The organism is Streptomyces qaidamensis (assembly GCF_001611795.1).
Classification (GTDB): Bacteria; Actinomycetota; Actinomycetes; order Streptomycetales; family Streptomycetaceae; genus Streptomyces; species Streptomyces qaidamensis.
Window position 1 is genome coordinate 2,934,564 of the sequence record NZ_CP015098.1, and the last position, 23,343, is coordinate 2,957,906.

Annotated in this window: 16 protein-coding genes, 3 tRNA genes and 2 pseudogenes; 8 read left to right on the forward strand and 13 right to left on the reverse strand. The window is 71.6% G+C overall.

The genetic code is table 11. The features are described 5' to 3' along the window. Nucleotides 1-83: 83 nt before the first annotated feature. Both A4E84_RS12855 and A4E84_RS12860 read right to left on the reverse strand, forming a co-directional pair. Entirely contained in the window at nucleotides 84-1,535 is a 1,452-nt protein-coding gene (locus A4E84_RS12855; protein WP_062926705.1) for a HAMP domain-containing sensor histidine kinase, read from the reverse strand. Continuing rightward, the gene (locus A4E84_RS12860; protein ID WP_062926706.1) at nucleotides 1,532-2,224 is read right to left on the reverse strand and encodes a response regulator transcription factor; all 693 of its coding nucleotides are present in this window, start codon (nucleotides 2,222-2,224) and stop codon (nucleotides 1,532-1,534) included. Before A4E84_RS12860 ends, A4E84_RS12855 begins: the two co-directional genes overlap by 4 nt. Before the next feature lie 209 nt (nucleotides 2,225-2,433). Between A4E84_RS12860 and A4E84_RS44425 the strand changes: the two are divergent. Further along, a pseudogene (locus tag A4E84_RS44425) lies at nucleotides 2,434-2,546 on the forward strand (IS5/IS1182 family transposase); the annotation flags it as partial. 717 nt (nucleotides 2,547-3,263) lie between these two features. Here the strand turns inward: A4E84_RS44425 and A4E84_RS12865 are convergent. From A4E84_RS12865 to A4E84_RS12875, 3 genes are all read right to left on the reverse strand, one after another. After that, a tRNA-Ile gene (locus tag A4E84_RS12865) sits at nucleotides 3,264-3,337 on the reverse strand. A gap of 190 nt (nucleotides 3,338-3,527) precedes the next feature. Further along, nucleotides 3,528-3,600: transfer RNA gene (locus tag A4E84_RS12870), tRNA-Asn, on the reverse strand. 5 nt (nucleotides 3,601-3,605) lie between these two features. Continuing rightward, a tRNA-Asn gene (locus tag A4E84_RS12875) sits at nucleotides 3,606-3,678 on the reverse strand. A 160-nt stretch (nucleotides 3,679-3,838) separates the two neighbouring features. Here A4E84_RS12875 and A4E84_RS12880 point away from each other — a divergent pair. The 4 genes from A4E84_RS12880 (at nucleotide 3,839) to A4E84_RS12895 (ending at nucleotide 9,515) form a co-directional block, all read left to right on the forward strand. Continuing rightward, nucleotides 3,839-4,144: a YtxH domain-containing protein gene (locus A4E84_RS12880; RefSeq protein ID WP_062926707.1), complete on the forward strand. Its 306-nt coding sequence runs from the start codon at nucleotides 3,839-3,841 to the stop codon at nucleotides 4,142-4,144. 151 nt (nucleotides 4,145-4,295) lie between these two features. After that, entirely contained in the window at nucleotides 4,296-5,744 is a 1,449-nt protein-coding gene (locus tag A4E84_RS12885; RefSeq protein WP_062926708.1) for a xylulokinase, read from the forward strand. Nucleotides 5,745-5,853: 109 nt separating this feature from the next. Further along, nucleotides 5,854-7,587 carry an ABC transporter ATP-binding protein gene (locus A4E84_RS12890; protein WP_062926709.1) on the forward strand — a complete coding sequence of 578 codons (1,734 nt, stop codon included), beginning with the start codon at nucleotides 5,854-5,856 and terminating at the stop codon, nucleotides 7,585-7,587. After that, nucleotides 7,587-9,515 carry an ABC transporter ATP-binding protein gene (locus tag A4E84_RS12895; protein WP_062926710.1) on the forward strand — a complete coding sequence of 643 codons (1,929 nt, stop codon included), beginning with the start codon at nucleotides 7,587-7,589 and terminating at the stop codon, nucleotides 9,513-9,515. Before A4E84_RS12890 ends, A4E84_RS12895 begins: the two co-directional genes overlap by 1 nt. A gap of 100 nt (nucleotides 9,516-9,615) precedes the next feature. Here A4E84_RS12895 and A4E84_RS12900 read toward each other — a convergent pair whose 3' ends face one another. Beyond that, a complete protein-coding gene (locus A4E84_RS12900) occupies nucleotides 9,616-10,914 on the reverse strand; it encodes an RNA polymerase sigma factor (RefSeq protein ID WP_062926711.1) in 1,299 nt (432 codons plus the stop codon). A 139-nt stretch (nucleotides 10,915-11,053) separates the two neighbouring features. Between A4E84_RS12900 and A4E84_RS12905 the strand changes: the two genes are divergently transcribed. Continuing rightward, nucleotides 11,054-11,674, forward strand: coding sequence for a hypothetical protein (locus A4E84_RS12905; RefSeq protein WP_237304901.1), 621 nt, complete (start codon nucleotides 11,054-11,056; stop codon nucleotides 11,672-11,674). Then, on the forward strand, nucleotides 11,671-12,666 hold the full coding sequence (locus tag A4E84_RS12910; protein ID WP_062926713.1) for a nucleotidyl transferase AbiEii/AbiGii toxin family protein: 996 nt from the start codon (nucleotides 11,671-11,673) through the stop codon (nucleotides 12,664-12,666). Before A4E84_RS12905 ends, A4E84_RS12910 begins: the two co-directional genes overlap by 4 nt. Nucleotides 12,667-12,672: 6 nt before the next feature. On the opposite strand, the gene dnaG is transcribed toward A4E84_RS12910, so the two are convergent. The 4 genes from dnaG to A4E84_RS12930 all read right to left on the reverse strand — a co-directional run bounded on the left by dnaG (nucleotide 12,673) and on the right by A4E84_RS12930 (nucleotide 18,296). Further along, nucleotides 12,673-14,592, reverse strand: coding sequence for a DNA primase (gene dnaG / locus A4E84_RS12915; RefSeq protein ID WP_062926714.1), 1,920 nt, complete (start codon nucleotides 14,590-14,592; stop codon nucleotides 12,673-12,675). Nucleotides 14,593-14,717: 125 nt separating this feature from the next. Further along, complete coding sequence (locus A4E84_RS12920; protein WP_062926715.1) at nucleotides 14,718-15,983, reverse strand: NAD(P)/FAD-dependent oxidoreductase; 1,266 nt, start codon at nucleotides 15,981-15,983, stop codon at nucleotides 14,718-14,720. Nucleotides 15,984-16,117: 134 nt separating this feature from the next. Continuing rightward, nucleotides 16,118-17,395 (reverse strand): deoxyguanosinetriphosphate triphosphohydrolase, encoded by a 1,278-nt coding sequence (locus A4E84_RS12925; protein WP_062926716.1) that lies wholly within the window; start codon nucleotides 17,393-17,395, stop codon nucleotides 16,118-16,120. Nucleotides 17,396-17,528: 133 nt separating this feature from the next. After that, nucleotides 17,529-18,296 carry a sirohydrochlorin chelatase gene (locus tag A4E84_RS12930; RefSeq protein ID WP_062926717.1) on the reverse strand — a complete coding sequence of 256 codons (768 nt, stop codon included), beginning with the start codon at nucleotides 18,294-18,296 and terminating at the stop codon, nucleotides 17,529-17,531. 213 nt (nucleotides 18,297-18,509) lie between these two features. Between A4E84_RS12930 and A4E84_RS12935 the strand changes: the two are divergent. Further along, nucleotides 18,510-19,207: pseudogene (locus tag A4E84_RS12935) on the forward strand (SanA/YdcF family protein). A gap of 470 nt (nucleotides 19,208-19,677) precedes the next feature. Here the strand turns inward: A4E84_RS12935 and A4E84_RS12945 are convergent. Genes A4E84_RS12945 through A4E84_RS12955 form a run of 3 tightly spaced genes read right to left on the reverse strand, consistent with a single transcriptional unit; the run spans nucleotide 19,678 to nucleotide 23,269 of the window. Beyond that, nucleotides 19,678-20,445, reverse strand: coding sequence for an enoyl-CoA hydratase-related protein (locus A4E84_RS12945; protein ID WP_062926719.1), 768 nt, complete (start codon nucleotides 20,443-20,445; stop codon nucleotides 19,678-19,680). Between the two features lie 35 nt (nucleotides 20,446-20,480). Then, the gene (locus A4E84_RS12950; protein WP_062926720.1) at nucleotides 20,481-21,752 is read right to left on the reverse strand and encodes a ferredoxin reductase domain-containing protein; all 1,272 of its coding nucleotides are present in this window, start codon (nucleotides 21,750-21,752) and stop codon (nucleotides 20,481-20,483) included. Beyond that, complete coding sequence (locus A4E84_RS12955; RefSeq protein WP_062926721.1) at nucleotides 21,749-23,269, reverse strand: amino acid adenylation domain-containing protein; 1,521 nt, start codon at nucleotides 23,267-23,269, stop codon at nucleotides 21,749-21,751. The genes A4E84_RS12950 and A4E84_RS12955 overlap by 4 nt, the downstream gene beginning before the upstream one ends. Nucleotides 23,270-23,343 lie beyond the last annotated feature (74 nt).

A 23,343-nucleotide genomic window follows, 5' to 3' on the forward strand; every position in this document is an offset into this window, starting at 1 on the left:
CATCGCGGTGTCCTGCCCCGACGGTGAGCCGCGCGGGGCCATGCCCGAGGGCCGCCGCCCCTTGTCCTGCGCCGCAGGGCGGGTCAGCACGCCGCGGTGTCCTCCCCGGCGGTGAGCCGCGCGATCGGGGCGGGCGGGGCCGCCGCCGGAAGGTCGACCCGAAGCAGCGCGCCACCGCGTGCGGAGCGGGCGACGGTGGCCCGGCCGCCGTGGGCGTCGACGACCCGCTGCACGATCGACAGCCCCAGACCGGATCCCGGCAACGCCCGGGCGCTGTCGGCACGGTAGAACCGGTCGAACACCCGCGGTACGTCGACGGCGTCGATGCCCGGCCCCGCGTCGTCGACCTCGAGCACCGCCGACGTGCCCTCGGCACGGAGCCGGACCTGGACCGGCTGGTCCTCGGGGGACCACTTGCCGGCGTTGTCGATGAGGTTGAGCACCGCCCGCTGGAGCGCAGCGGGACGCCCGCTCACCCACACGGAGGTCACGTCGAGCGCGACCTCGATGTCGGGCACGCGGGAACGCGCCCGGGTCGCGGCGGCCACCACCACGTCGGCGAGGTCGAGCACCTCGGTGCTCTCGTCGCTGACGTCACCGCGCGCCAGGTCGGTCAGCTCGGCGACAAGGGTGCTCAACTCGGCCACCTGGGCGCCCAGATCGTTGAGCAGCCGGGTCCGGCTCTCCGCCGGCAGGGCGCTGTCCAGGGTGCCGCTCCGATCGAGCCGGATCAGCAGCTCGGCGTTGAGGCGCAGGCTGGTGAGCGGGGTCTTGAGCTCGTGGGCGGCGTCCTCGGCGAGCAGTCGCTGGGCCCGCCGGGAGTCCCGGAGCGCGGCGAGCATGTCGTTGATCGACTGGATCAGCCGCCGGATCTCCCCACCGCCCTCATCCGGGATGTCGGCGTCGAGATCCCGGGTGTGCGCGACACGTACCGCGGCGGCGGTCAGCCGGTCGATCGGTGCCAGCCCGGTCCGCGCCACGGTCCGCCCGACAAGGGCGCCGCCGATCACGCAGAGCAGCCCGATCAGCAGCATGCCGAACCCGAACTGGTTGATCGGGCTGTCGTCGGCGACCTGGGCCACCTGGACCGCGCCGTCGCCTGCCCGCAGCGTGTAGATGAGGTAGCCGTCGTCGTCGCTGTCGTTGGATTCCATCAGGTCGGCCGACGCGCCCTGCGCCACGCGCCCGGCGTGCTCGCTGACGGGGGGCAGCGAGGGTTGGCCGGCCGGCGTCCGGGTCGAGCCGTCGGGCAGGATGACCCGCACCAGCCGACCGGTTCCGGGATACGGCGGTAGCTGGACCTGCGCCAGACCGGCGCGCTGCGCGTTCGTCGCCAGGACGCGGGAGTCGGCGCGTAGCTGATTCTCGGCGGTGTCCTGCAGCTCCCAGTCCAGTAGTTCGCTGGCCACCTGGAAGGCCACGAACACGCTGACCGCGATGGCCGTCGCCGCGATCACCGTCAGCCTGGTCCGCAGGGACCGCCGGCGCCACCATCGGGTCAGCCGGCGCGGTTCCCGGCCGGCGGGCCTGCTCACGGAGGAGTCTCCCGCAACGTGTATCCCAGGCCGCGCAGCGTGTAGATCAATCGCGGCTCACCCTCGGCCTCCATCTTGCGGCGCAGGTAGCTCACGTATACCTGGAGGTTGTTGGCGGTGGCGCTCATGTCGAAGCCCCAGATCGCCTCGAACAGCGCGTCGCGGGTCAGGACCCGGGTCGCGTTGCTCATGAGGACCTGCAGGAGGGAGAACTCGGTCCGGGTCAGGCGCAGCGGCCGCCCGCCCCGCCACGCCTGGAACCTGTCGGGATCGAGCCGGACGTCGGCGAACGACAGGATCTGCGACTCCCCGTCGGTCGGCGTGCGCCGGCGTAGCAGGGCCCGCACCCGGGCCAGTAACTCCTCGGTGGCGAACGGCTTGGGCAGGTAGTCGTCGGCGCCCGCGTCCAGCCCCGTGACCCGGTCGGAGACCTGGTCACGGGCGGTCAGCATCAGCACCGGCAGATCCCGACCCGCGGCCCGCAACCGCCGGCAGGTCTCCAACCCGCCGAGGCGGGGCATCATCACGTCGAGGATCAGCAGATCCAGCGTGTCGCCGTCGGCCCCACCGACCCCGTCGAGCACGGCGAGACCGTTGGCGACGGTGCTGGTGTCGTAACCCTCGACCTGGAGCACCCGCTCCAGCGACTCACGGATGGCCGCTTCATCATCCGCGATCATGATCCGCACGCCGACCCGCCCCCTTCCAGTCGGTTTTTTTGCGGCTCATTGTCCCCGATCAACCTGAGGCCAGGATTAGAGCGTCGCTGGGGACCGCGTTCTTACGGATACCTAAGAGGGCGATATGAGGTCCGGTAGGTTATTTGTCGTCTCCTGAACGTGTGGGACTGCGGCATCTCAGCCGGTCGGCGGGCTCGGGCGTGCTGGGCTGGACAGCCCTGAGTGAGCGCAAGCCCTACAAGACCGACCTGTCCGACGGGCAGTGGGCGCTGATCAAGTCGGTGATCACCGCATGGAAGGCCGCACACCCCTCGATCAGCGGCCATCAGGGCCGGTACGGGAGCAGGCGCGGCGGAAGGCGGACCCGAGCCTGGTCGTGCTCGACACCCAAAGCGTGCACGCCGCGGCCGGGTGATCGCTTCGTTGCCGTACTTCGATGAGCACGCGACGGTCATTGCGGCGCGGGTCGACGACGTCTGACGCAGTCTGGGCGAGGCACTGGACCGATCCTTCTCGTGTCCCGGCATGGCCGAGTACGCGAGACTGGTGGGATCCGCGGACTGCACAGCGTCTGGGCCACGGCCCCTTGCCGTTTTCCCGGCCTGGCCGGCGGCATCTACCGACGGCTCGCCATCGGGACGGACGGGCACGTGGTTGGCATGCGGCGCTTCCTCTCAGCAATCCGCCACCGATCCGAGTAACGCGTACACGATCCCGGTCCGGTCTCTATAGAGGAGCTACACCCAATGGAGCCCGCCAACCATGCCGCGCCCGGAGGCGAACCTCGCCGACGAGACCCATCGCACACACTTTCATGATCCCCGTGTCCCCACAGTGTCCCCACATCGCTGCCTTGCCGCAGAATGGGGCACCTGGCACGACCCGCACTGACAGTGGAAACGGCGCATACGCGCAGGTCACAGGACTGTTGGCTACCGCAGATCTCCTGGCCTTCGAACTCGCGAGCAGCGGATTCAGTCCGTTGAGCGAGAGTTGACGCTCCGACACCTCACGAGGAACGTTTCCGCAGGTCAGAGGCCTGCACAGGTGGGGCGGGTGGGACTCGAACCCACGGCCGACGGATTATGAGTCCGCTGCTCTAACCGGCTGAGCTACCGCCCCATAGCGGCGTGTCGCGTACACGTGTGCGCGCCGTCTGCCGCAGCATAGCCGCTCATACGATCTCCTGCTTCGGCTGGGCGGCTTCGCACGGCCTACATGACCTTGAGGACTGCGCCGGGTACCGCGCGGTTCCCGGGACAACGGATCGGACATGAAAAAGGACCCCTGAGAGGGGTCCTCGTTCAACCTGCTCCCCCGACTGGACTCGAACCAGTAACCTGCCGGTTAACAGCCGGCTGCTCTGCCAATTGAGCTACGGAGGACCGAGCTCCCCGGACTGGACTCGAACCAGTAACCTGCCGGTTAACAGCCGGCTGCTCTGCCAATTGAGCTACCGAGGAAGGTCTCGTTTTGCATCGAACGTACCTACCTGGGTATCCGCCAGGGGGCGCGCGTTCGCTGCGACACATACATTAGCGCAAGCAGGGGGGTGCTCCGCCAATCGGTACTCCCCGGCGCCGACGCCGCACTGGAGACCTACGCAAGGAAAGGGTGGCCGCCATGCGTTACCGGCTCACGTTCGTCGCCGGAGTCGTCCTGGGTTACGTGCTGGGCACGAGGGCCGGGCGCGAGCGCTACGAGCAGCTGAAGAAGTCAGCCCGGCAGTTCGCTCAGAACCCCGCGGTCCGCAACACCGCCGAGACGGCGGCCCACCAGGGCCGTGAGTTCGCGGGCAAGGCGTACCACGTGGTGAGCGACAAGGTCGGCGACCGAGTCCCCGACTCGGTGGCGGACCGGGTCCGTCACCTCCGCGACCGAGCCACCCACAACGGCGGCGAGGACGACTGGGGCACGACCAACACGTAACAGTTCCTTCTCGCGCCGGGTGCGGGCACGTCTCTCAGGGGCGCGGGAAACCGCGCGACCAGCCACGACGAACCCCGCACCCGCGCACCGGCGTCAAGATCCACGGCGCCCACGGCTCAACCCGAGCGGAGCGTACGGCAGAATTTTGGCCATGGGGATAGTCGCCGGGTTGGACAGTTCACCCGATTTCACTCGTATCGTCGTCTGTGACTCGGACACCGGAGCCGTGCTCAGGCAGGGATATGCACCGCATCCGGTGGAGAGCCCCGCGGGCGGCGGCCGGCCGTCGGACGTCGATCCGCAGGCGTGGCTGCTCTCTCTGGGCGAGGCCGCGGGCGGTGGGCTGCTCGAAGGTGTGCAGGCGATCGGTGTCTCGGCCCAGCAGAACGCCGTCGTGCCGCTGGACGCGCAGGGCAACACCGTGCGGCCGGCGATGGTCGGCGGCGACAAGCGGACGCAGGTCGCCGCGGCCGACCTGGTCGACGCGCTCGGCGGGCGTGAGGCGTGGGCGCAGGCCGTGGGCTGTGTACCGCAGGCCGCGCAGCCCGTCACGAAGCTGCGCTGGATGGCCCGGACCGAGCCGGAGAACGCGCAGCGCACCGCGATCCTCCTCCAGGCGCACGACTGGCTGGTGTGGCAACTGCTGGGCCGGCCGGTCAGGAGGACCACCGACCGGGGCGGGGCGTCCGGCACCGGCTACTGGTCGGCGGCGACCGGCGGCTACCGGCCCGACCTCGTGGAGCTGGCGCTCGGGCACCAGGTGATGCTGCCGGAGGTGATCGGTCCGGCGGACGCGGCCGGTACGACGCCGGAGGGGCTGCTGATCTCCGTCGGCACCGGCGAGACCATGGCGGCGGCGTTCGGTCTCGGCATCGGCCTCGGCGACGCGGTGGTGTCGCTGGGCGCGTCCGGGTCCGTGATGGCCGTGCACCCCGAGGCCCTGGTCGACGGGTCGGGCATGATCACCGCGCTCGCGGACGCGACCGGCATGCACCTGCCCGTCGTCACCACGCTGAACGCCGTACGGACCCTGCGCGGGGCCGCCGAGCTGCTGGGGCTGCCCGATCTGGAGAGCCTGTCCGACCTCGCGATGAAGTCGACGCCCGGGTCGCACGGGCTGGTGCTGCTTCCCTATCTGGAGGGCGAGCGGACGCCGAACCTGCCGCACACGGCCGGGACCCTGGCCGGGCTGCGGCGCGAGTCGATGAAGGCGGAGCACCTGGCGCGGGCCGCGTTCGAGGGGATGCTGTGCGGGCTCGCGGACGCGCTGGACGTGCTGCGCGGCCGGGGCGTGGACGTGCGGCGCGTGTTCCTGCTCGGGCAGGCCGCCGAACTGCCCGCCGTGCAGGCGGCGGCGCCCATGCTGTTCGGGACGCAGGTCGTGGTGCCGCAGCCGGCGGACTACGCGGCGATCGGCGCCGCCCGTCAGGCGGCCTGGGCGCTCGGGGCGTCGCAGGGCACGCTCGACGTGCGGAACCCGCCGGTCTGGCAGGGCGCGGTGGCGCAGGTGCTGGACCCCGGGGACGAACTGGCCGTGGGGCAGGCGGTGCGGCAGCAGTTCGTCGCGGTGCGGGAGCAGACGCATCCCGGAGCCCTCTGACCTTTGACCGCCTGTTGGGTTAATTCGGTTGAGGTAACACCGGTGGAGTGTTCGACGATAGGGGCCAGGGGCAACCAACCGCTCCGTCGCCCACTCCGAGAGAAGCAGCGTGCTCATACGACTCCTGCGGACCTATCTCAGGCCCTACAAGAGACCCATCGCCCTGCTGGTGCTGCTGCAGTTCCTGCAGACCTGCGCCACGCTCTACCTGCCCACGCTGAACGCCGACATCATCGACCAGGGCGTCGTGAACGGCGACACCGGCTACATCCTGGGCTACGGCGGTCTGATGATCGGCATCTCGCTGGTCCAGGTCGTGTGCAACATCGGTGCCGTGTACTACGGCGCCCGTACGGCCTCGGCGCTGGGACGGGACGTGCGCGGTGCCGTGTTCGACCGTGTGCAGTCGTTCTCCGCGCGTGAGGTGGGCCACTTCGGGGCGCCGTCGCTGATCACGCGGACGACGAACGACGTCCAGCAGGTGCAGATGCTGGCGCTGATGACGTTCACCCTGGTGGTGTCGGCGCCGATCATGTGCGCGGGCGGCATCGTGCTCGCGCTCGGTCTGGACGTGCCGCTGTCCGGGGTGCTGGTGGCGGTCGTGCCGGTGCTGGGCATCTGCGTGACGCTGATCGTGCGGCGGCTGCGGCCGCTGTTCCGGGCGATGCAGGAGCGGCTGGACTCGGTGAACCGGGTGCTGCGCGAGCAGATCACCGGCAACCGCGTGATCCGCGCCTTCGTCCGCGACGAGTACGAGCAGCAGCGCTTCCGGAAGGCCAACACCGATCTCACGGACTTCGCGCTGGGCACCGGCAACCTGCTCGCGCTGATGTTCCCGATCGTCATGACGGTGGTGAACCTGTCGTCGATCGCCGTGGTGTGGTTCGGAGCGCACCGGATCGACAGCGGCGGGATGCAGATCGGTGACCTGACCGCGTTCCTGGCCTATCTGATGCAGATCGTCATGTCCGTGATGATGGCCACCTTCATGTTCATGATGGTGCCGCGCGCGGAGGTCTGCGCCGAGCGCATCCAGGAGGTGCTGGACACCTCCTCCAGTGTCGTGCCGCCGTCGGCGCCGGTGCGGGAGCTGCGCCGGCACGGGCATCTGGAGCTGCGCGGGGCGGGCTTCCGCTACCCGGGTGCCGAGGAGCCGGTGCTGCGCGCCGTCGACCTGGTGGCCCGGCCGGGTGAGACGACGGCCGTCATCGGCTCGACCGGCAGCGGCAAGTCCACCCTGCTCGGGCTGGTGCCGCGGCTGTTCGACGCGACCGACGGGCAGGTGCTCGTCGACGGTGTCGAGGTCGCGGAGATCGATCCGAAGCTGCTCGCGAGGACCGTCGGGCTCGTGCCGCAGAAGCCGTACCTGTTCGCGGGGACCGTGGCGACCAACCTGCGCTACGGCAATCCGGACGCCACCGACGAGGAGTTGTGGCACGCGCTGGAGGTGGCGCAGGCCAAGGACTTCGTGGAGCGGCTGGAGGGCGGTCTCGACTCGCCGATCGCACAGGGCGGGACGAACGTCTCCGGCGGGCAGCGGCAGCGGCTCGCGATCGCCCGGACGCTGGTGCAGCGGCCCGAGATCTACCTCTTCGACGACTCCTTCTCCGCGCTCGACTACGCCACGGACGCCGCCCTGCGGGCCGCGCTCACCCAGGAGACCGCCGAGGCGACCGTGGTGATCGTCGCCCAGCGGGTGGCGACCATCCGGGACGCCGACCGGATCGTCGTCCTCGACGAGGGCCGGGTCGTCGGCACCGGGCGGCACCACGAGCTGATGGCGGACAACGAGACCTACCGGGAGATCGTGCTCTCCCAGCTCACGGAAGCGGAGGCTGCCTGATGGCGGGGCCCATGGGGCGGATGATGGCGGGGGGCGGCCCCGACCAGCGCTCGCTGGACTTCAAGGGATCCGGCAAACGGCTCGTCGCACGGTTCCGGCCGGAGCGCGCGACCATCTGCGTGCTGCTGCTGTGCGTGGTGCTCAGCGTCGGCCTCAACGTCGTCGGGCCGAAGATCCTCGGCAAGGCGACCGACCTGGTCTTCGCGGGCCTCGTCGGACGGGGCATGCCGCAGGGGGCGAGCAAGGAGCAGGTCCTCGACTCCATGCGGCAGCGCGGGGACGGAGACGTCGCCGACATGCTGCGCAGCACCGACTTCACTCCCGGCGAGGGCATCGACTTCACGGCCGTGGGGCATGTGCTGCTGATCGCGCTGGTCGTGTTCACGGTGGCGGGGCTGCTGATGGCGGTGGCGACGCGGCTGGTGAACCGGGCCGTGAACCGGACCATGTTCCGGATGCGCGAGGACGTCCAGACGAAGCTGTCGCGGCTGCCGCTGTCGTACTTCGACAAGCGCCAGCGCGGTGAGGTGCTGTCCCGGGCGACGAACGACATCGACAACATCGGGCAGACGCTCCAGCAGTCGATGGGGCAGCTCATCAACTCGGTGCTGACCATCATCGGCGTCCTCGCGATGATGTTCTACGTCTCCTGGATCCTCGCGCTGGTCGCGCTGGTGACCGTGCCGCTGTCGTTCGTCGTGGCCACGCGGGTGGGCAAGCGGTCGCAGCCGCACTTCGTGCAGCAGTGGCGCTCGACGGGGCAGTTGAACGCGCACATCGAGGAGATGTACACCGGGCACGCTCTGGTGAAGGTGTTCGGGCGTCAGGAGGAGTCGGCGCAGCAGTTCGCCGAGCAGAACGACGCGCTGTACGAGGCGGGATTCAAGGCGCAGTTCAACAGCGGGGTGATGCAGCCGCTGATGATGTTCGTGTCGAACCTCAACTACGTGCTGGTGGCGGTGGTGGGCGGGCTGCGGGTCGCCTCGGGCTCACTGTCGATCGGTGATGTGCAGGCCTTCATCCAGTACTCGCGGCAGTTCTCCATGCCACTGACGCAGGTCGCCTCCATGGCGAACCTGGTGCAGTCGGGCGTCGCCTCCGCGGAGCGGGTCTTCGAGCTGCTCGACGCAGAGGAGCAGAGTGCCGATCCGGTGCCGGGCGTGCGGCCCGAGGAGCTGCGGGGGCTGGTGGCGCTGGAGCGCGTGGCGTTCCGCTACGACCCCGACAAGCCGCTCATCGAGGACCTGTCGCTCAAGGTCGAGCCCGGGCAGACGGTGGCCATCGTCGGACCGACGGGCGCCGGCAAGACGACGCTGGTGAACCTGCTGATGCGGTTCTACGACGTCACCGGCGGGCGCATCACCCTCGACGGGGTCGACATCGCGCGGATGTCCCGGGACGAACTGCGCGCCGGGATCGGCATGGTGCTGCAGGACACCTGGCTGTTCGGCGGCACGATCGCGGAGAACATCGCGTACGGCGCGTCCCGGGAGGTCACCCGCGGGGAGATCGAGGAAGCGGCCCGGGCGGCGCACGCGGACCGGTTCGTCCGGACGCTGCCGGACGGGTACGACACGGTGATCGACGACGAGGGGGCGGGGGTCAGCGCGGGTGAGAAGCAGCTCATCACCATCGCCCGGGCGTTCCTGTCCGACCCGGTGATCCTGGTGCTGGACGAGGCGACGAGCTCGGTCGACACGCGGACGGAGGTGCTGATCCAGAAGGCCATGGCGAAACTCGCGCACGGGCGTACGTCGTTCGTCATCGCCCACCGGCTGTCGACGATCCGGGACGCGGACGCGATTCTCGTGATGGAGAACGGGTCGATCGTGGAGCAGGGGGCGCACGAGGAGCTGCTGGCGGCGGGCGGGGCCTATGCGCGGCTGTACCAGGCACAGTTCGCGCAGGCGGTGGCCGAGGTCGACTGAGTCGCGATCCGGGGGTGCCGCGTGGGTCGCGGGGCGGCTGCGAGCCGGGGGGCCGGTCGCGCAGTTCCCCGCGCCCCTCGGGTCGGAGCGCGGACCGGCGTCAGTCCAGATAGCCCCTCAGCTGATCGGCAAAGGCGTGGTCCCGCAGCTTGTTGAGGGTCTTCGACTCGATCTGCCGTATCCGTTCCCGCGTCACACCGAAGATGCGGCCTATCTCCTCCAGGGTGCGCGGGCGGCCGTCCGCCAGCCCGTAGCGGAGCTGCACCACCTTCCGCTCCCGCTCCCCCAGCGTCGACAGGACCGCCTCCAGATGCTCCCTGAGCAGCAGGAACGCCGCCGACTCGACGGGCGATGCCGCGTCGCCGTCCTCGATCAGATCACCGAGGGCGACGTCGTCCTCCTCGCCGACGGGCGCGTGCAGGGACACCGGCTCCTGGGCGAGGCGCAGAACCTCGCTGACCCGCTCCGGCGCGAGGTCCAGGTGGGCCGCGACCTCCTCCGGCGTCGGCTCGTAGCCCCGCTCCTGGAGCATGCGCCGCTGGACGCGGACGACCCGGTTGATGAGCTCCACCACGTGGACCGGGACCCGTATCGTGCGGGCCTGGTCGGCCAGGGCGCGGGACATGGCCTGGCGGATCCACCACGTGGCGTACGTGGAGAACTTGTAGCCGCGGGCGTAGTCGAACTTCTCGACGGCCCTGATGAGGCCGAGGTTGCCCTCCTGGACGAGGTCCAGCATCGTCAGACCACGGCCGACGTAGCGCTTGGCCACCGACACGACCAGGCGCAGGTTCGCCTCGATGAGACGGCGCTTGGCCATGCGGCCCATCACGACGAGCCGGTCCAGGTCCACGGCGAGCTGGCTGTCCAGGTCGGGGGTGAGCCGCAGCTTCTCCTCGGCGAACAGGCCGGCCTCGACACGGCGGGCGAGTTCGACCTCCTCCGCGGCGGTCAGCAGGGGGATGCGGCCGATCTCCCGCAGGTACTGGCGGAACAGGTCCGAGGAGGGGCTTCCGGTCTCGGTGCGCAGGGGCGGCGGTTCGACGGCTTCGGGGACCTCGGCCGGCTCCACGGCACCGGCGGGCGGCTCCTCCGGCTCCGGTTCCGCCTCGGGGTGGTGCGCGGCGCGGCTCTGCGCCGGGACCGCGGACAGGGCGTCGGCCTCCGCGTCCGGCGCGGTCCCGTCGGCGCCGGGGGCGGCACCGGCGTCGGTCTGGGTGAGGGTCTGGGTCTGCACGGGGGCGACCTCCAGGATGATCGCTGCCAGGGGGTACGGCAGCGGTACTTCGGGGGCGGAGTCGACGGCCTCGCCGCTTTCCGTCCCGTACGGGATGAGCGGAACCACGGGGGTCTGGGACCCGTCGGTGACGGATCGGCCGCGCTCCGAGGACTCAGGCACCGGAACCCAGTGTGGGGTAAGACACATCGTCGCCACGAGGGGCGTGCGATGACTTTTTGCTGCCGGTCCGTGACCGCGCGGTCGCCCCTCGTGGGAAACCCGGATGCCTCATGCGCCGCCGGTCTGCGACGATCATCCGATGTCCGCTTCCCTGTACGAGTCGCATGTGACGGTCCGCTGCGCCGGCCCCGACGAGGTCGCCCGGCTGCGCCGCTGGGCGGCGGCGGGCGGGTTCAAGCTCACGCACATCGTGCTGGCCAGGGGCCGGATGCGCGACCAGCCGATGCTCACCCTGTGCGGTTCCGCGTCGTATGCCGAGGAGTTCCGACGGGCGCGGGAGGTGACCGCGCGCCTGCGGGCGGACGGCTTCGAACCTGTGCGCGTGAAGATCGAGTCGTCGCCGTGGGCGCCTGAGGTGCCGCGTCGGCCCTGCGCGGACGGACGGTACTTCGAGCACCATGTGAAGCTGCTGCTCGCTCCGGACGCGGACCTCGCGCGACTTACCGCCCGCGTGCTCCCGCACGGCGCCCATCTGTCGTGGAACGCCCGGCGGGTCCGTGCGGGCGCACGGCACGAGCGGTTCGTGACCCAGCGGTGCCGCGGGGTGGACGCCGAGGGCGCGGGCCGGGAGCTGGAACGGCTGCTCACCGAGTTGGGCGGATACGAAGTGCTGGGCGTGGAGCGTGAGTTCGTCCTGCACGACAGTGATGTGTCGATGGACGACGGATGGCTCGGGGAGCCGGTGGGGGTGTCGGGATGAAACAGTCGTGGCAGGGTTTCGGCTGGGCGAACACGGAGATTCCCCGTGAGCCCCTGGACGACGCCACCCGCAAGGCCCAGCAGCTGCCGAAGTCGCTCCGGCCGGTGCCGGGGGACGACGTGGTGCAGCTCCCGGTCTTCGACCCGGCCCTGAAGCACTACCAGAACGCCTACCGCGCCACCGACCCGCGCTTCGCCGACCCGACTCGGGGTGAGGCATGGCGAGCGGCCCGCCGCCGGGCCCTGCACCTGGTGCTGGCCGCGATCGCCGACTCGGAGTGGGTGGACTCGCTGGTACTGCGGGGCAGCGTGCTGATGTCGGTGTGGTTCGGCGGCGCCGCCCGCGAACCCGGGGACCTGGACTTCGTCGTCGTACCGCCGGCCTGGCGGATCGACGACGGGCGTACGGACCGGATGCTGACCGGGATCGCAGAGGCCGCACAGACGCTGGCCGACGCCCGCGGGCGCGAGGTCGGGATCTCGGCCCGGGGCGCGGTGGCCGAGGACATCTGGAGCTACGAGCGGGTGCCGGGCCGTCGGATGCTGCTGCCCTGGAGCGCGCCGGGGCTGCCCGGCGGGCACGTCCAGCTCGACTTCGTCTTCAACGAGCGGTTGCCCGAGGAACCCGAGCCGGTCGAGCTGCCGGGCGGCGCGATCGTGCAGGCCGCGACGCCGGAGCTGTCGCTGGCGTGGAAGCTGATGTGGTTGATCAACGACACGTACGCGCAGGGCAAGGACCTGTACGACGCCGTGCTCCTGGCCGAGCGGCATCCGCTGCGCCGGGAGCTGCTGCACGAGGTGTTCCGGCTGTCCGGCGAGTGGCCGTACCCGTACCGCGAGAAGATCGTCCTGGAGCACGTGGTGGAGGCGGTCGGGTATGTGGAGTGGAACCACTTCGTCACGGAGTATCCGCAGTTCAGGAACGACGAGCGGGCGTTCGCCGACCGGTTGGTGCGGGCCGTGACCCCGACGTTCGAGGAGAGCGGGGCCTGACCCGGCCTACAGCGCCGCGGCGCCGTGCTCTCGCAGGGTCTGGTCGTACTGCTGGAGGACCCACAGCTCGTTCTGCACGGCGGCGAGCTGCGCCGGGTCGCCGTGGGTGCCGAGGCGGGTGAGGCGGCCGGTGATGTCGCGGATACGGCGCTCGACGGCCCGGCGGCGGACCGTCACCAACTGGGCGCCCGCGTACACCTCGTCGACCCCCTTCACGCCCTTGTGCAGCATGATCGCCTCGACGGCCAGTTCCGTCACCATCGCGCGGACCGCGTCGTCCGGGGCGGCCTCACGGACCCTGACCAGGTAGTCCTGGGGGTCGGCCACGCCCGGTTCGGCGCCGCCCGCGTCGAGGATGGCCTGGCGGACGGCGGCGTAGGGCGGGGCGGTGAATTCGTCCACGCCGTACGCGTCGAAGGCCGGGGAGACCAACTCGGGGCGCTGTAGGGCCAGTTTGAGCAGCTCCCGCTCGGTGGCGAAGACCGGGTTGCGGAGGTTGAGGGCCGGGCCGCGGGGGGTGGCGGACTGCGGCGGGCCGGCGTACTGCTGCCCCTGGTGGTGCCGCTCAGGGGCGGGGCCCTTGCCGCCGCGGTCGCGGGCCCAGCGGGCCAGCTGGGCCACCCGCTTGACCACGAACTGGGTGTCGAGGATGCCGAGCATCCCGGCGAGCTGGACGGCGACCTCGTGCTGGGCGCCGCTGTTCTTGATGCGGGCGACGATCGGGGCGGCCTCGTCCAGCGCGGACGCGCGGCCCGCCGGGGTGTCGAGGTCGTAGCGGCTCACGATCTGGCGCAGCGCGAACTCGAAGAGCGGGGTGCGGGGTTCGACGAGGTCGGCGACGGCTTCGTCGCCCTTGGCGAGGCGCAGGTCACAGGGGTCCATGCCGTCGGGGGCGATGGCGATGTACGTCTCGGCGGCGAACTTCTGGTCGTCCTCGAAGGCGCGCAGGGCCGCCTTCTGGCCGGCGGCGTCGCCGTCGAAGGTGAAGATGACCCGGGCCGAGCCGTTGTCCATGAGCAGGCGGCGCAGGATCTTGATGTGGTCGCCGCCGAAGGCGGTGCCACAGGTGGCGATGGCGGTCGTCACACCGGCGAGGTGGCAGGCCATGACGTCCGTGTAGCCCTCGACGACGACCGCGCGGGACGCCTTGGCGATGTCCTTCTTCGCCAGGTCGATGCCGTAGAGGACCTGCGACTTCCGGTAGATCGCCGTATCGGGCGTGTTCAGGTACTTGGGGCCGTTGTCCGCCTCGTAGAGCTTGCGGGCGCCGAAGCCGACGACGTCGCCGCCGATGTCGCGGATGGGCCACATCAGGCGGCCGCGGAAGCGGTCGATGGGGCCGCGGCGGCCCTCCTGGGAGAGGCCGGAGAGGATCAGTTCCTTGTCGGTGAAGCCCTTGCCGCGCAGGAAGCGCGTGAGGTGGTCCCAGCCCTGGGGGCTGTAGCCGACGGAGAAGTGCTGGGCGGCGGCCTGGTCGAAGCCGCGTTCGGCGAGGAACTGGCGGCCGGTGTCGGCCTCCGGGCTGGTCGCGAGCTGTTCCACGTACCAGTCGGCGGCGATCTTGTGGGCCTCGACCAGGCGGATCCGCTCGCCGCGCTGGTGGGAGGGGTTGTAGCCGCCCTCCTCGTAGCGCAGGGTGATGCCCGCCTGGCCGGCCAGGCGCTCGACCGCCTCCGAGAAGGAGAGGTGGTCGATCTTCATCACGAACGTGATGGTGTCGCCGCCCTCCTGGCAGCCGAAGCAGTGGAAGAACCCCTTGCTCGGGCTGACCTGGAAGGAGGGCGACTTCTCGTCGTGGAACGGGCACAGTCCCTTCAGGTTGCCGCCGCCCGCGTTGCGCAACTGGAGGTACTCGGACACCACGGCGTCGATCGGGACCGCGTCCCGTACCGCCTTCACGTCCTCGTCGTTGATCCGTCCAGCCACGAGGTGAGTCTACGGGGCCGAACCGACACTCCTGAGGCGAGACGGCTTTCCGGCCGGGGGTCCGGGGGCCGCCCCCCGGGAATTGCAGCACGGCGGCGAACCGACACTCCTGACGGCCCCGGCGGCTACGAGACGAGGCTGTCCAGCGGAACGCGCGGGTCCGCCAGGGCCTCGGTGTTCACCGGGGCCCGGGAGCGGACCATGCGCTGGATCTTGTCCGTGACGTCCCACACGTTCACGTTCATCCCGGCCAGGACCCGGCCGTCCTTCACCCAGAACGCGATGAACTCGCGCTTCCCGGCGTCCCCGCGGATCACCACCTGGTCGTAGCTGCCCGGGGGTGCCCAGCCGGAGTACTCCATGCCCAGGTCGTACTGGTCGGAGAAGAAGTAGGGCACCCGGTCGTACGTCACGTCGTGGCCCAGCATGGAGCGCGCGGCCGCCGGGCCGCCGTTGAGGGCGTTGGCCCAGTGCTCGACCCGTACCCGCGTGCCGAAGAGGGCGTGCGGGAAGGAGACGACGTCTCCGGCCGCGTAGACGTCCGGGTCGGAGGTGCGCAGCCGCTCGTCGACGACGATGCCGCCGCCGTGGGCCCGGTCGGCGATCTCCAGGCCGGCCGCCTCCGCCAGGTGGGTGCGCGGGGCCGCGCCGATCGCCGCCAGCACGTCGTGCGCCGGGTGCTCCTCGCCGTCGTCCGTGCGGGCCGCGAGGACCATGCCGTCCTGGCCGACGATCTCCGTCAGCCGCCTGCCGAAGTGGAAGCGCACCCCGTGCTCGCGGTGCAGCTCGGCGAAGAGCGCGCCGAGCTCCGGGCCTAGCACGCCGTGCAGCGGGGTCGGCCCGTGCTCGACGACCGTGACCTCCGCGCCGTACTCGCGGGCCGCCGCCGCGACCTCCAGGCCGATCCAGCCGGCGCCGGCGATGACGAGGTGGCCGTTGTCCCGGCCGAGGTTGGTCAGGACGTGTTTGAGGCGTTCGGCGTGGGCGAGGCGGCGCAGGTGGTGCACGCCCGCCAGGTCCGTGCCCGGCACGTCGAGGCGGCGGGGCTCGGCGCCGGTCGCCAGGAGCAGCTTGTCGTAGCGGGCGACCGTGCCGTCCTCGCCGAAGCGGACCGTCTTCGCCGTACGGTCGATCGCGTCGACGGTCTGGCCGAGGTGGAGCTCGATGTCGTTGGCCGCGTACCAGGCGGGTTCGTGCACGAAGACGCTGTCGCGCTCCTCCTTGCCGAGGAGGTAGCCCTTGGACAGGGGCGGGCGCTCGTAGGGGTGGTCGCGTTCGTCGCAGATCAGTATCACGCGGCCGGTGAAGCCCTCCGCGCGGAGCGTCTCCGCCGCCTTGGCGCCGGCCAGTCCGCCTCCGACGATGACGAATGTCTGATCCGCGTCGACCACTTGGTGCCTCCTCGTGAAGGTGTCGCCACTTGCGAGCGTCCCGCACGGAGCGTGGTGCGGGAAGAGGGAGTGACCCGATCAGGCCACGGAGGGTCACAGGGGAGGGCGCTCGCGTCCCTCCCCTCGCGTCAGTCTCATGCCTGTCCCGTCAGACGGACGTGAAGCGAACGGGCGGAGGTGTCGGTGAGGGAGGCGATCTGGTCGACGATCACCCGCTTGCGCGCCCTGTCGTCCGCCGCCTGGTCGAACAGGGCGCGGAACTGCGGGTCCAGGCCCTCCGGGGCGCGGGTGGTGAGAGCCTCGGCGAGTTCGGCGACGACGATCCGCTGGTCGGCGCGCAGGCGTTCCTGCTCGGCGCGCTGCATGACGTAGAGGTCGGCGACGGCCTTGAGGACGGCGCACTCCATCCGGGTTTCGCGCGGGACGACCAGCTCGGCGGCGTAGCGGGTGAGCCGCCCGGCTCCGTACGCGGTACGGGTCGCGGTCTCGGCGGCCAGGCAGAAGCGGCCGATGAGCTGGCTGGTGGCGTCCTTCAGGCGGGCCTGGGCGACGGCGGTGCCGTCGTAGCCGTGCGGCCACCACTCCTGGGCGAGCAGCCGGTCCAGGGCCTCGGCGAGCTCGGCGGGATCGGTGTCGGCGGGCACGTACCGGCCGCGGGCGACCTGGAAGACGTCCCGGCGTTCGGGATCGGCGTGCAGGCAGTTCGGGTCGATGTGACCGGCGTGCAGGCCGTCCTCCACGTCGTGCACCGAGTAGGCCACGTCGTCGGACCAGTCCATGACCTGCGCCTCGAAGCAGGTGCGGGTGCCGGGGGCGTCCTTGCGGAGCCAGTCGAAGACCGGGCGGTCGTCCTCGTAGACGCCGAACTTGTTCGAGGCCGGGTCGGTGGGGTGGGCGCCGCGGGGCCAGGGGTACTTGGTGGCGGCGTCGAGGGCGGCGCGGGTGAGGTTGAGGCCGACGGAGCCGTCCGGGGTGAACCGCTTGGGCTCGATGCGGGTGAGGAGCCGGAGGGACTGGGCGTTGCCCTCGAAGCCGCCGCAGTCCGCCGCGAACTCGTTGAGGGCCTGTTCGCCGTTGTGGCCGAAGGGCGGGTGGCCGAGGTCGTGGGAGAGGCAGGCGGCTTCGACGAGGTCGGGGTCGCAGCCGAGGGCCGCGCCGAGTTCGCGGCCGACCTGGGCGCATTCGAGGGAGTGGGTGAGGCGGGTGCGGGGGCTGGCGTCCCAGGCGGGGCCCCGGGTGCCGGGCGTTACCACCTGGGTTTTGCCGGCCAGGCGTCGCAGGGCGGCGGAGTGGAGGACTCGGGCCCGGTCGCGCTGGAAGGCGGTGCGGCCGGGGCGTTTGTCTGGTTCCGGGGCCCAGCGGTCGACTGACGTCGGGTCGTAGGCCGGGGGGTTCTGTGCGGTGCCTGCCATGTGTCGACAGTACGGGCACGGGTGCGCTGTGCGCCGTCCCGTGTGCCGAGTCCGGTGGTGTGGCGCGTGCGGGCTCGTCGTGGCCTGTCGCGCAGTTCCCCGCGCCCCTGAGGACGCGGCCCCACTCCCCGTTTCAGGCCGAGGCCAGTGCCGGTTCGGCAGCCGCCGTCAGCGCTTCCTCGTAGCGGTGGAGGACGAGTTGGGCCATCGACGGGTGGGTGCCCAGGGGAGCCGCTGCTATCCAGGGGGCCTTCTGGGCGCACTCCGTGGCGAAGCGGCCCGGGGCGGTGAAGTAGGACGCGAGGGCTATGTGGCGGCGGCCCCTTGCCAGGAGGGTGCGGACCGCGGTCGGGACCGTGGGGGTGGCGGCCGAGGCGTAGGCCGGGATGACCGGGACGCCCAGGCGGGCCGCCAGGAGGTGGGCCGTGCGGGCGGTGTCCGCTTTCGCGTCCGGGTCGCGCGAGCCCGCCGCGGCGAGGACGACCGCGCTGGTGCGGTGGGGGGTTCCGCCCCAGCCGGCTTCCGTGAGGCGGGCCTGAAGGGCGTCGACCAGGAGCGGGTGCGGGCCGAGGGGGGCGGCCAGGTGGGTGCGGGCCCGGGAGGCCGCCGCCATCTCGGGGATGTCCCGCTTGACGTGGTAGCCGCGGCTGAGGAGCAGGGGCACGAGGACCGCCTCCGTGTCTCCGCGGGCGGCGAGCGTGTCGGGGAGCAGCGGGGCGTTGAGTTCGATGTGGCCCAGGTGCACCGGCACGTCGGGGCGCAGGGCCCGGACCCGGTCCAGGAGCGCGCTCACCGTGCTCAGCGCGCGGGGGTCGCGGCTGCCGTGGGCCACGACCACGAGGGCGGGCGGGGCCGGGCGGCGCGTGGCGGGCGGCGGGACGAGGCTGAGCTGACTGGGCATGCACAGATGGTCGCGGCGCCACGTTGCCTTCCCGTTGCGTGGGCGTCACGGGTGTTTTCCAGCGGTTCACCATGCGGGACAGTGGGTGTGTGAGCCGTCTTGACCTGCGGTTTCCACGGCGACGTGAAGCTGATCACGTGGCCGCGGGTGAACCGGGCGGGCCGGGAGGACGTCCCTGACTGTCGAGGGGCCGACCTGGGGAGGGACCGTCCGATGCGCCGTGTGACGTTCCGCAGACCGCGACTGCCGCGTACCCGGCGGGGGCAGCGGAGGCTGGTGCAGGCCGTGATGGCCGGGTGCGTGCTCGCGCTGCTTCCGGCGACGTGGATGTACGCCGTGGCGGGTGACCGGCTGCGTACGGCGGCGGATGTGCCGCGTACCGATGTGGCGGTGGTGTTCGGTGCCGGGCTGTGGGACGGGGAGCCCTCGCCGTACCTGGCGCACCGGCTGGACGCGGCGGCGAAGCTGTACCGGGAGGGCCGGGTCGAGGTGGTGCTGGTCACCGGGGACAACAGCCGGGAGGACTACGACGAGCCGGACGCGATGCGCGGTTATCTGACGCGGCACGGGGTGCCCGGCGGGCGGATCGTCAGCGACTACGCGGGGTTCGACACCTGGGACTCCTGCGTGCGTGCGAAGAAGATCTTCGGGGTGGACCAGGCCGTGCTGATCAGCCAGGGTTTCCACATCCGGCGGGCGGTGGCGCTGTGCGAGGCGGCCGGGGTGGAGTCGTACGGGGTCGGGGTGGACGCCGTGCACGACGCGACCTGGTACTACGGGGGCGCCCGGGAGATCCTCGCCGCCGGGAAGGCCGCGCTGGACGCGGTGTTCCGGCCGGATCGCGGTTCCTCGGGCCGCGGGAGCCGGGCGTGCAAAGGGCGCTGGCCAGGGCCGAAGAAACGCTCGGATGAATCCGGACGTTCTCCTCCTACAGGCTTGATGCGGTCATTTCACCCTCGCGTGTGACCTGCGGCGGCCACCACCAACGCGGAGCGAAGTCGCGTTGTGCTGCTGGCGGTGCCGGCCGCCATGGGGACCGCCTCGGCGGCGTCCGAGGCGGCACCGGTGATCCAGGCTCCGGAGCCGGGCTGCGCGAAGCCCGGCGCCCACGGCCAGTGGTGGGCCGACATCCACAACGTGTGCGGGCACACCATCTCCGCCGGCGTGGAAGTCGACGGCTGGGACCCGTCGTGCATCCAGATGGGCCCCGGCGGGGTCGGCAGGATCGGCCTGGATCAGGGTGACGAGCCGTACTGCGCGTACGAGTGCCGACCTTGCTGTCCGCAGGGTGACCGGGACCGTGTCCTGACCAGGCACCTCCCTGAACGCGTCCGGGGGTGGGGGCGGCGCCGCGCCCCCACCCCCGGATCCGCCGTGGCCGTCAGCGGCCCCGGAAGCGCGGTGGGCGCTTCTCCAGGAACGCCGTCATCCCCTCCTTCTGGTCGTCGGTGGCGAACAGGGCGTGGAAGACGCGGCGTTCGAAGCGGATACCGTCGCGCAGGCCGGTTTCCAGGGCCCGGTCGACGCACTCGCGGGCCGCCCTGACCGCCGCACGGCCGTGGGAGGCGATCGCCGCCGCCGCTTCGAGGGCCTCGGGCAGGACCCGGTCGTCCGGGACCACGCGGGAGACGAGACCGCAGCGTCCAGCCTCCCGTGCGTCCATCGTGCGGCCGGTGAGGACCAGGTCCATGGCCGTGGCCCGGCCGACGAGACGGGTCAGCCGCTGGGTGCCGCCGATGCCGGGGATCACGCCCAGCTTGATCTCGGGCTGGCCGAAGACCGCCGACTCCCCCGCGACGACCAGGTCGCACATCATCGCCAGCTCACAACCGCCGCCCAGGGCATGCCCGTTGACGGCGGCGATCTTCGGGGTGCGGAGGTCCGCGAACTCCTCCCAGCCGGCGAAGTAGTCCTCGGCCGCCATGTCGACGGCCGACTTCCCCGCCATCTCCTTGATGTCGGCACCCGCGGCGAAGACCGTGTCCGAGCCGGTGACGACGAAGCAGCCGGTCTCCGGGTCCGAGTCCAGCGGGCGGAGCACGTCGAGGAGTTCGGTGAGGAGCTCACTGCTGAGCGCGTTGCGGACGTGCGGGCGGTGCAGGCGCACGGTCACCACTCGGCCGTGCCGTTCGACCTTGAGATGGTTCATATGCCTTCTCCTTCCGAGAGATCGCGCGGCCGGGTTCACGAGTCCCAGATCGCGCCGTACGCCGGGATGCCCCGCCGTTCCAGTCCGTGGACCACCTGCCAGGTCAGCTTCTTGTTGGAGATGCAGATGACCGCCTCGGCGCCGAAGTCCCGGTGGGCCTCGTGGGCGAGGCGCACCATGTCGGGCTTGCCGTGCCGGGAGGTGTCCCAGATCAGGGCGTGCGGCTGGACGGCGAGGATCTCGTCGACCAGGGCGTCGCCGTAGGTCGCGCGGGGGTCGCGGGTCGCCCAGACCAGCCGGGAGGGCACCTGGGCGGCGAGCAGGTGGGGCAGGCAGGGGCCGATGCCGCTGCCGGTGGCGACGTAGACGACCTTGGTGAACAGGACCTCGATGTTGGCGACGCCGGCCGTGGTGATGCCCTTGACCCACACCTTCCGGGGCAGGTCGTCGATGAAGGAACCGGTCCAGTCGCCGGCCCGGGAGATGGTCAGGCGGAAGCCGGGCTCGCCGGGGGCGGGGACGTTGGCGAAGGAGTGCCATTCCTTCAGCGGGCTGCGGCTGATCGCGGTGGAGGAGCCCGCGAAGGGGGTCTCACCGTGGTCGAAGCGGGCCAGCACCACGTGGGAGGAGGGGCGTTCGAGGCGGACGTCCACCTTGCGCAGCCGCAGCCAGGGCAGGGCGACACTGAAGGTGACCACCGCGAGGGTGCCGACCTGCCAGGGGCCCGGCGACGACAGCAGCGTGTGCGTCCAGAACAGGGCCAGGGCCGTCCAGCCGCCGAAGCGGTGGATCTTCTCGAAGTGGTCGTGGTGGCGGGAGCGGAAGGGCGGCAGGGCGGTGGCGATGATCAGGGCGAGGAGGGCTGTCAGGGTCCAGCCGACGGCCCTGAGGGAGCCGCTCGGTGTCGTGATCGTCAGCGCCAGGAACCAGGCCGTGCCCGCCAGTGCGCCGCCGACGTGCAGTCCGCCGAAGTGGTAGACCTTGCCGAGCGTCCAGCGGACCCGCAGCGGCCAGCCGGTCGGCGCCGAAGTCGCCAGCCGGAAGAAGAGGTTGATGACGTACTGCTGGCGTACGACGACGGCGAGGGCGAGGTTGGCGAGGGCCGCGTGCCCGAGGGTGGCGGCATCCAGCGGCCGAAGGACCCACGCGAAGGCCGCGTTGGCGAGGAGCACCAGGGCTGCGAGCCGGTTGTAGTGCATCAGGCGGGGGTGCTTGAGCAGGCGGCGCGGGCCGGACAGGAGCGGCGGGAGTTCGCCGGTGGCCTGCTGGTTCCGGGTTCGCTGGTTCCGGGGCGGGGACGTGGTCATCGGGCCACCGCCACGCGCTCCTCGATCATGTGCAGCAGCGCCTGTTTGTCGACCTTGCCGCGGTCGGTCTCGGGGAGCAGGGCCAGCGGCAGGACCTGCTCGGGGACGCAGTAGTACGGCAGGGCGTCCGCGACCGCGCGTCGGGCGGCGTCCGGGTCGACGTCGGCCGGGCAGACGAAGGAGACCAGGGTGCGGGCGTCGCGTTTCAGGGTGACGGCCCGGGTGCAGCCGGCGGCCGACTCCAGGACGGAGGAGACGGAGTCCAGCTCGACGCGGAAGCCGCGCACCTTGACCTGGTCGTCGGTGCGGCCGAGGTGCTCCAGCTCGCCACCGGGGGTCCAGCGACCGAGGTCGCGCGTGCGGAACATGCGCCGGCCGCCGCCGAGGAACGGGTCGGGGGCGTAGCGCTCGGCGTTGAGGGCGTCGTCGCCGAGGTAGCCGGCGGAGACGCAGTCCCCGCCGGCCCACATCTCGCCCACCTCGCCGACCGGCAGGGGGCGGCGGTCGGCGTCGAGGACGTACACCGTGTTGTTGGGGGTGGGGCGGCCGATGGTGAGCAGCGGGGCCGACGGGTCGTGGCGGCTCATCGTGTTGACGATCGTCGTCTCCGTGGGGCCGCAGCAGTTGAAGAAGGCGGCCTGCCGGGCCCACCGGTCGGCCAGCGGGCGCGGGCAGGGCTCCCCCGCGACGGCGACCGTGCGCACCCGGGGGCAGGCGGCCGGGTCGAGGCCGGAGAGCACGGTCGGGGTCGCGATCAGCACGTCGGCGGTGCGGGCCGCGGCGGCGAGGTCCTTGCCGCGGATGACGAGCGTGCCGCCCTGGGCGAGGCAGCCGAGGATCTCCCAGGCGGCCATGTCGAAGGCGATGTTGAGGAGCTGGGCGACCCGGTCGCCGGGCCGGACGCCGAGGCCGCCCGGGGCGGTGAGCAGGAGGTTGGCGACGTTGCGGTGGGTGACCTTCACGCCGTTGGGGCGGCCGGTGGTGCCGGAGGTGAACAGCACGTAGCAGCCGTCGTCGCCGGTGACGCGGACGCGTGGGGCCGGGGCGTGCGGCAGCGGCTCGTCGAGCGGGAGCAGCAGATGGCCGTCCGGCAGGGGGACGCGGCGGGCGTGCTCGGCGACCGTGAGGACGACCCGGGTGCGGGCGGTGCGGATGACGTGGGTGAGCTGGGCCGGGGGTGCGAGGCCGATGTCCTGCGGGACGTAGGCGGCGCCGGCCTTCAGGATGCCGAGCAGGCCGACCAGCATCGGGATGGAGCGGCGGACGAAGAGGCCGACGTGGTCGCCAGGGCGTACGCCCTCGCGGACCAGGCGGGCGGCGAGGGCGCCGGCGTGCCGGTCGAGCTCGCCGTAGGTGATGCGGGCGCCCTGGTGTTCGGCGGCCACGGCGTGCGGGGTGGCCCTGGCGTGCCGGGCGACGGCGTGGTGCAGGAGCGGGTCGGGGACGGGGACGGTGGGGCCTTGGCCGTACTGCCGAAAGAGCCGCTGGTCGAGGGGGGTCAAGTGGCGCAGAGGCATGGTCGGGTGGCCTCCTGGCTGTTTCGAGGTCGGATTGCCACCCGCGGCGGAGCCGCGGGTGGATGCAGCCGTGA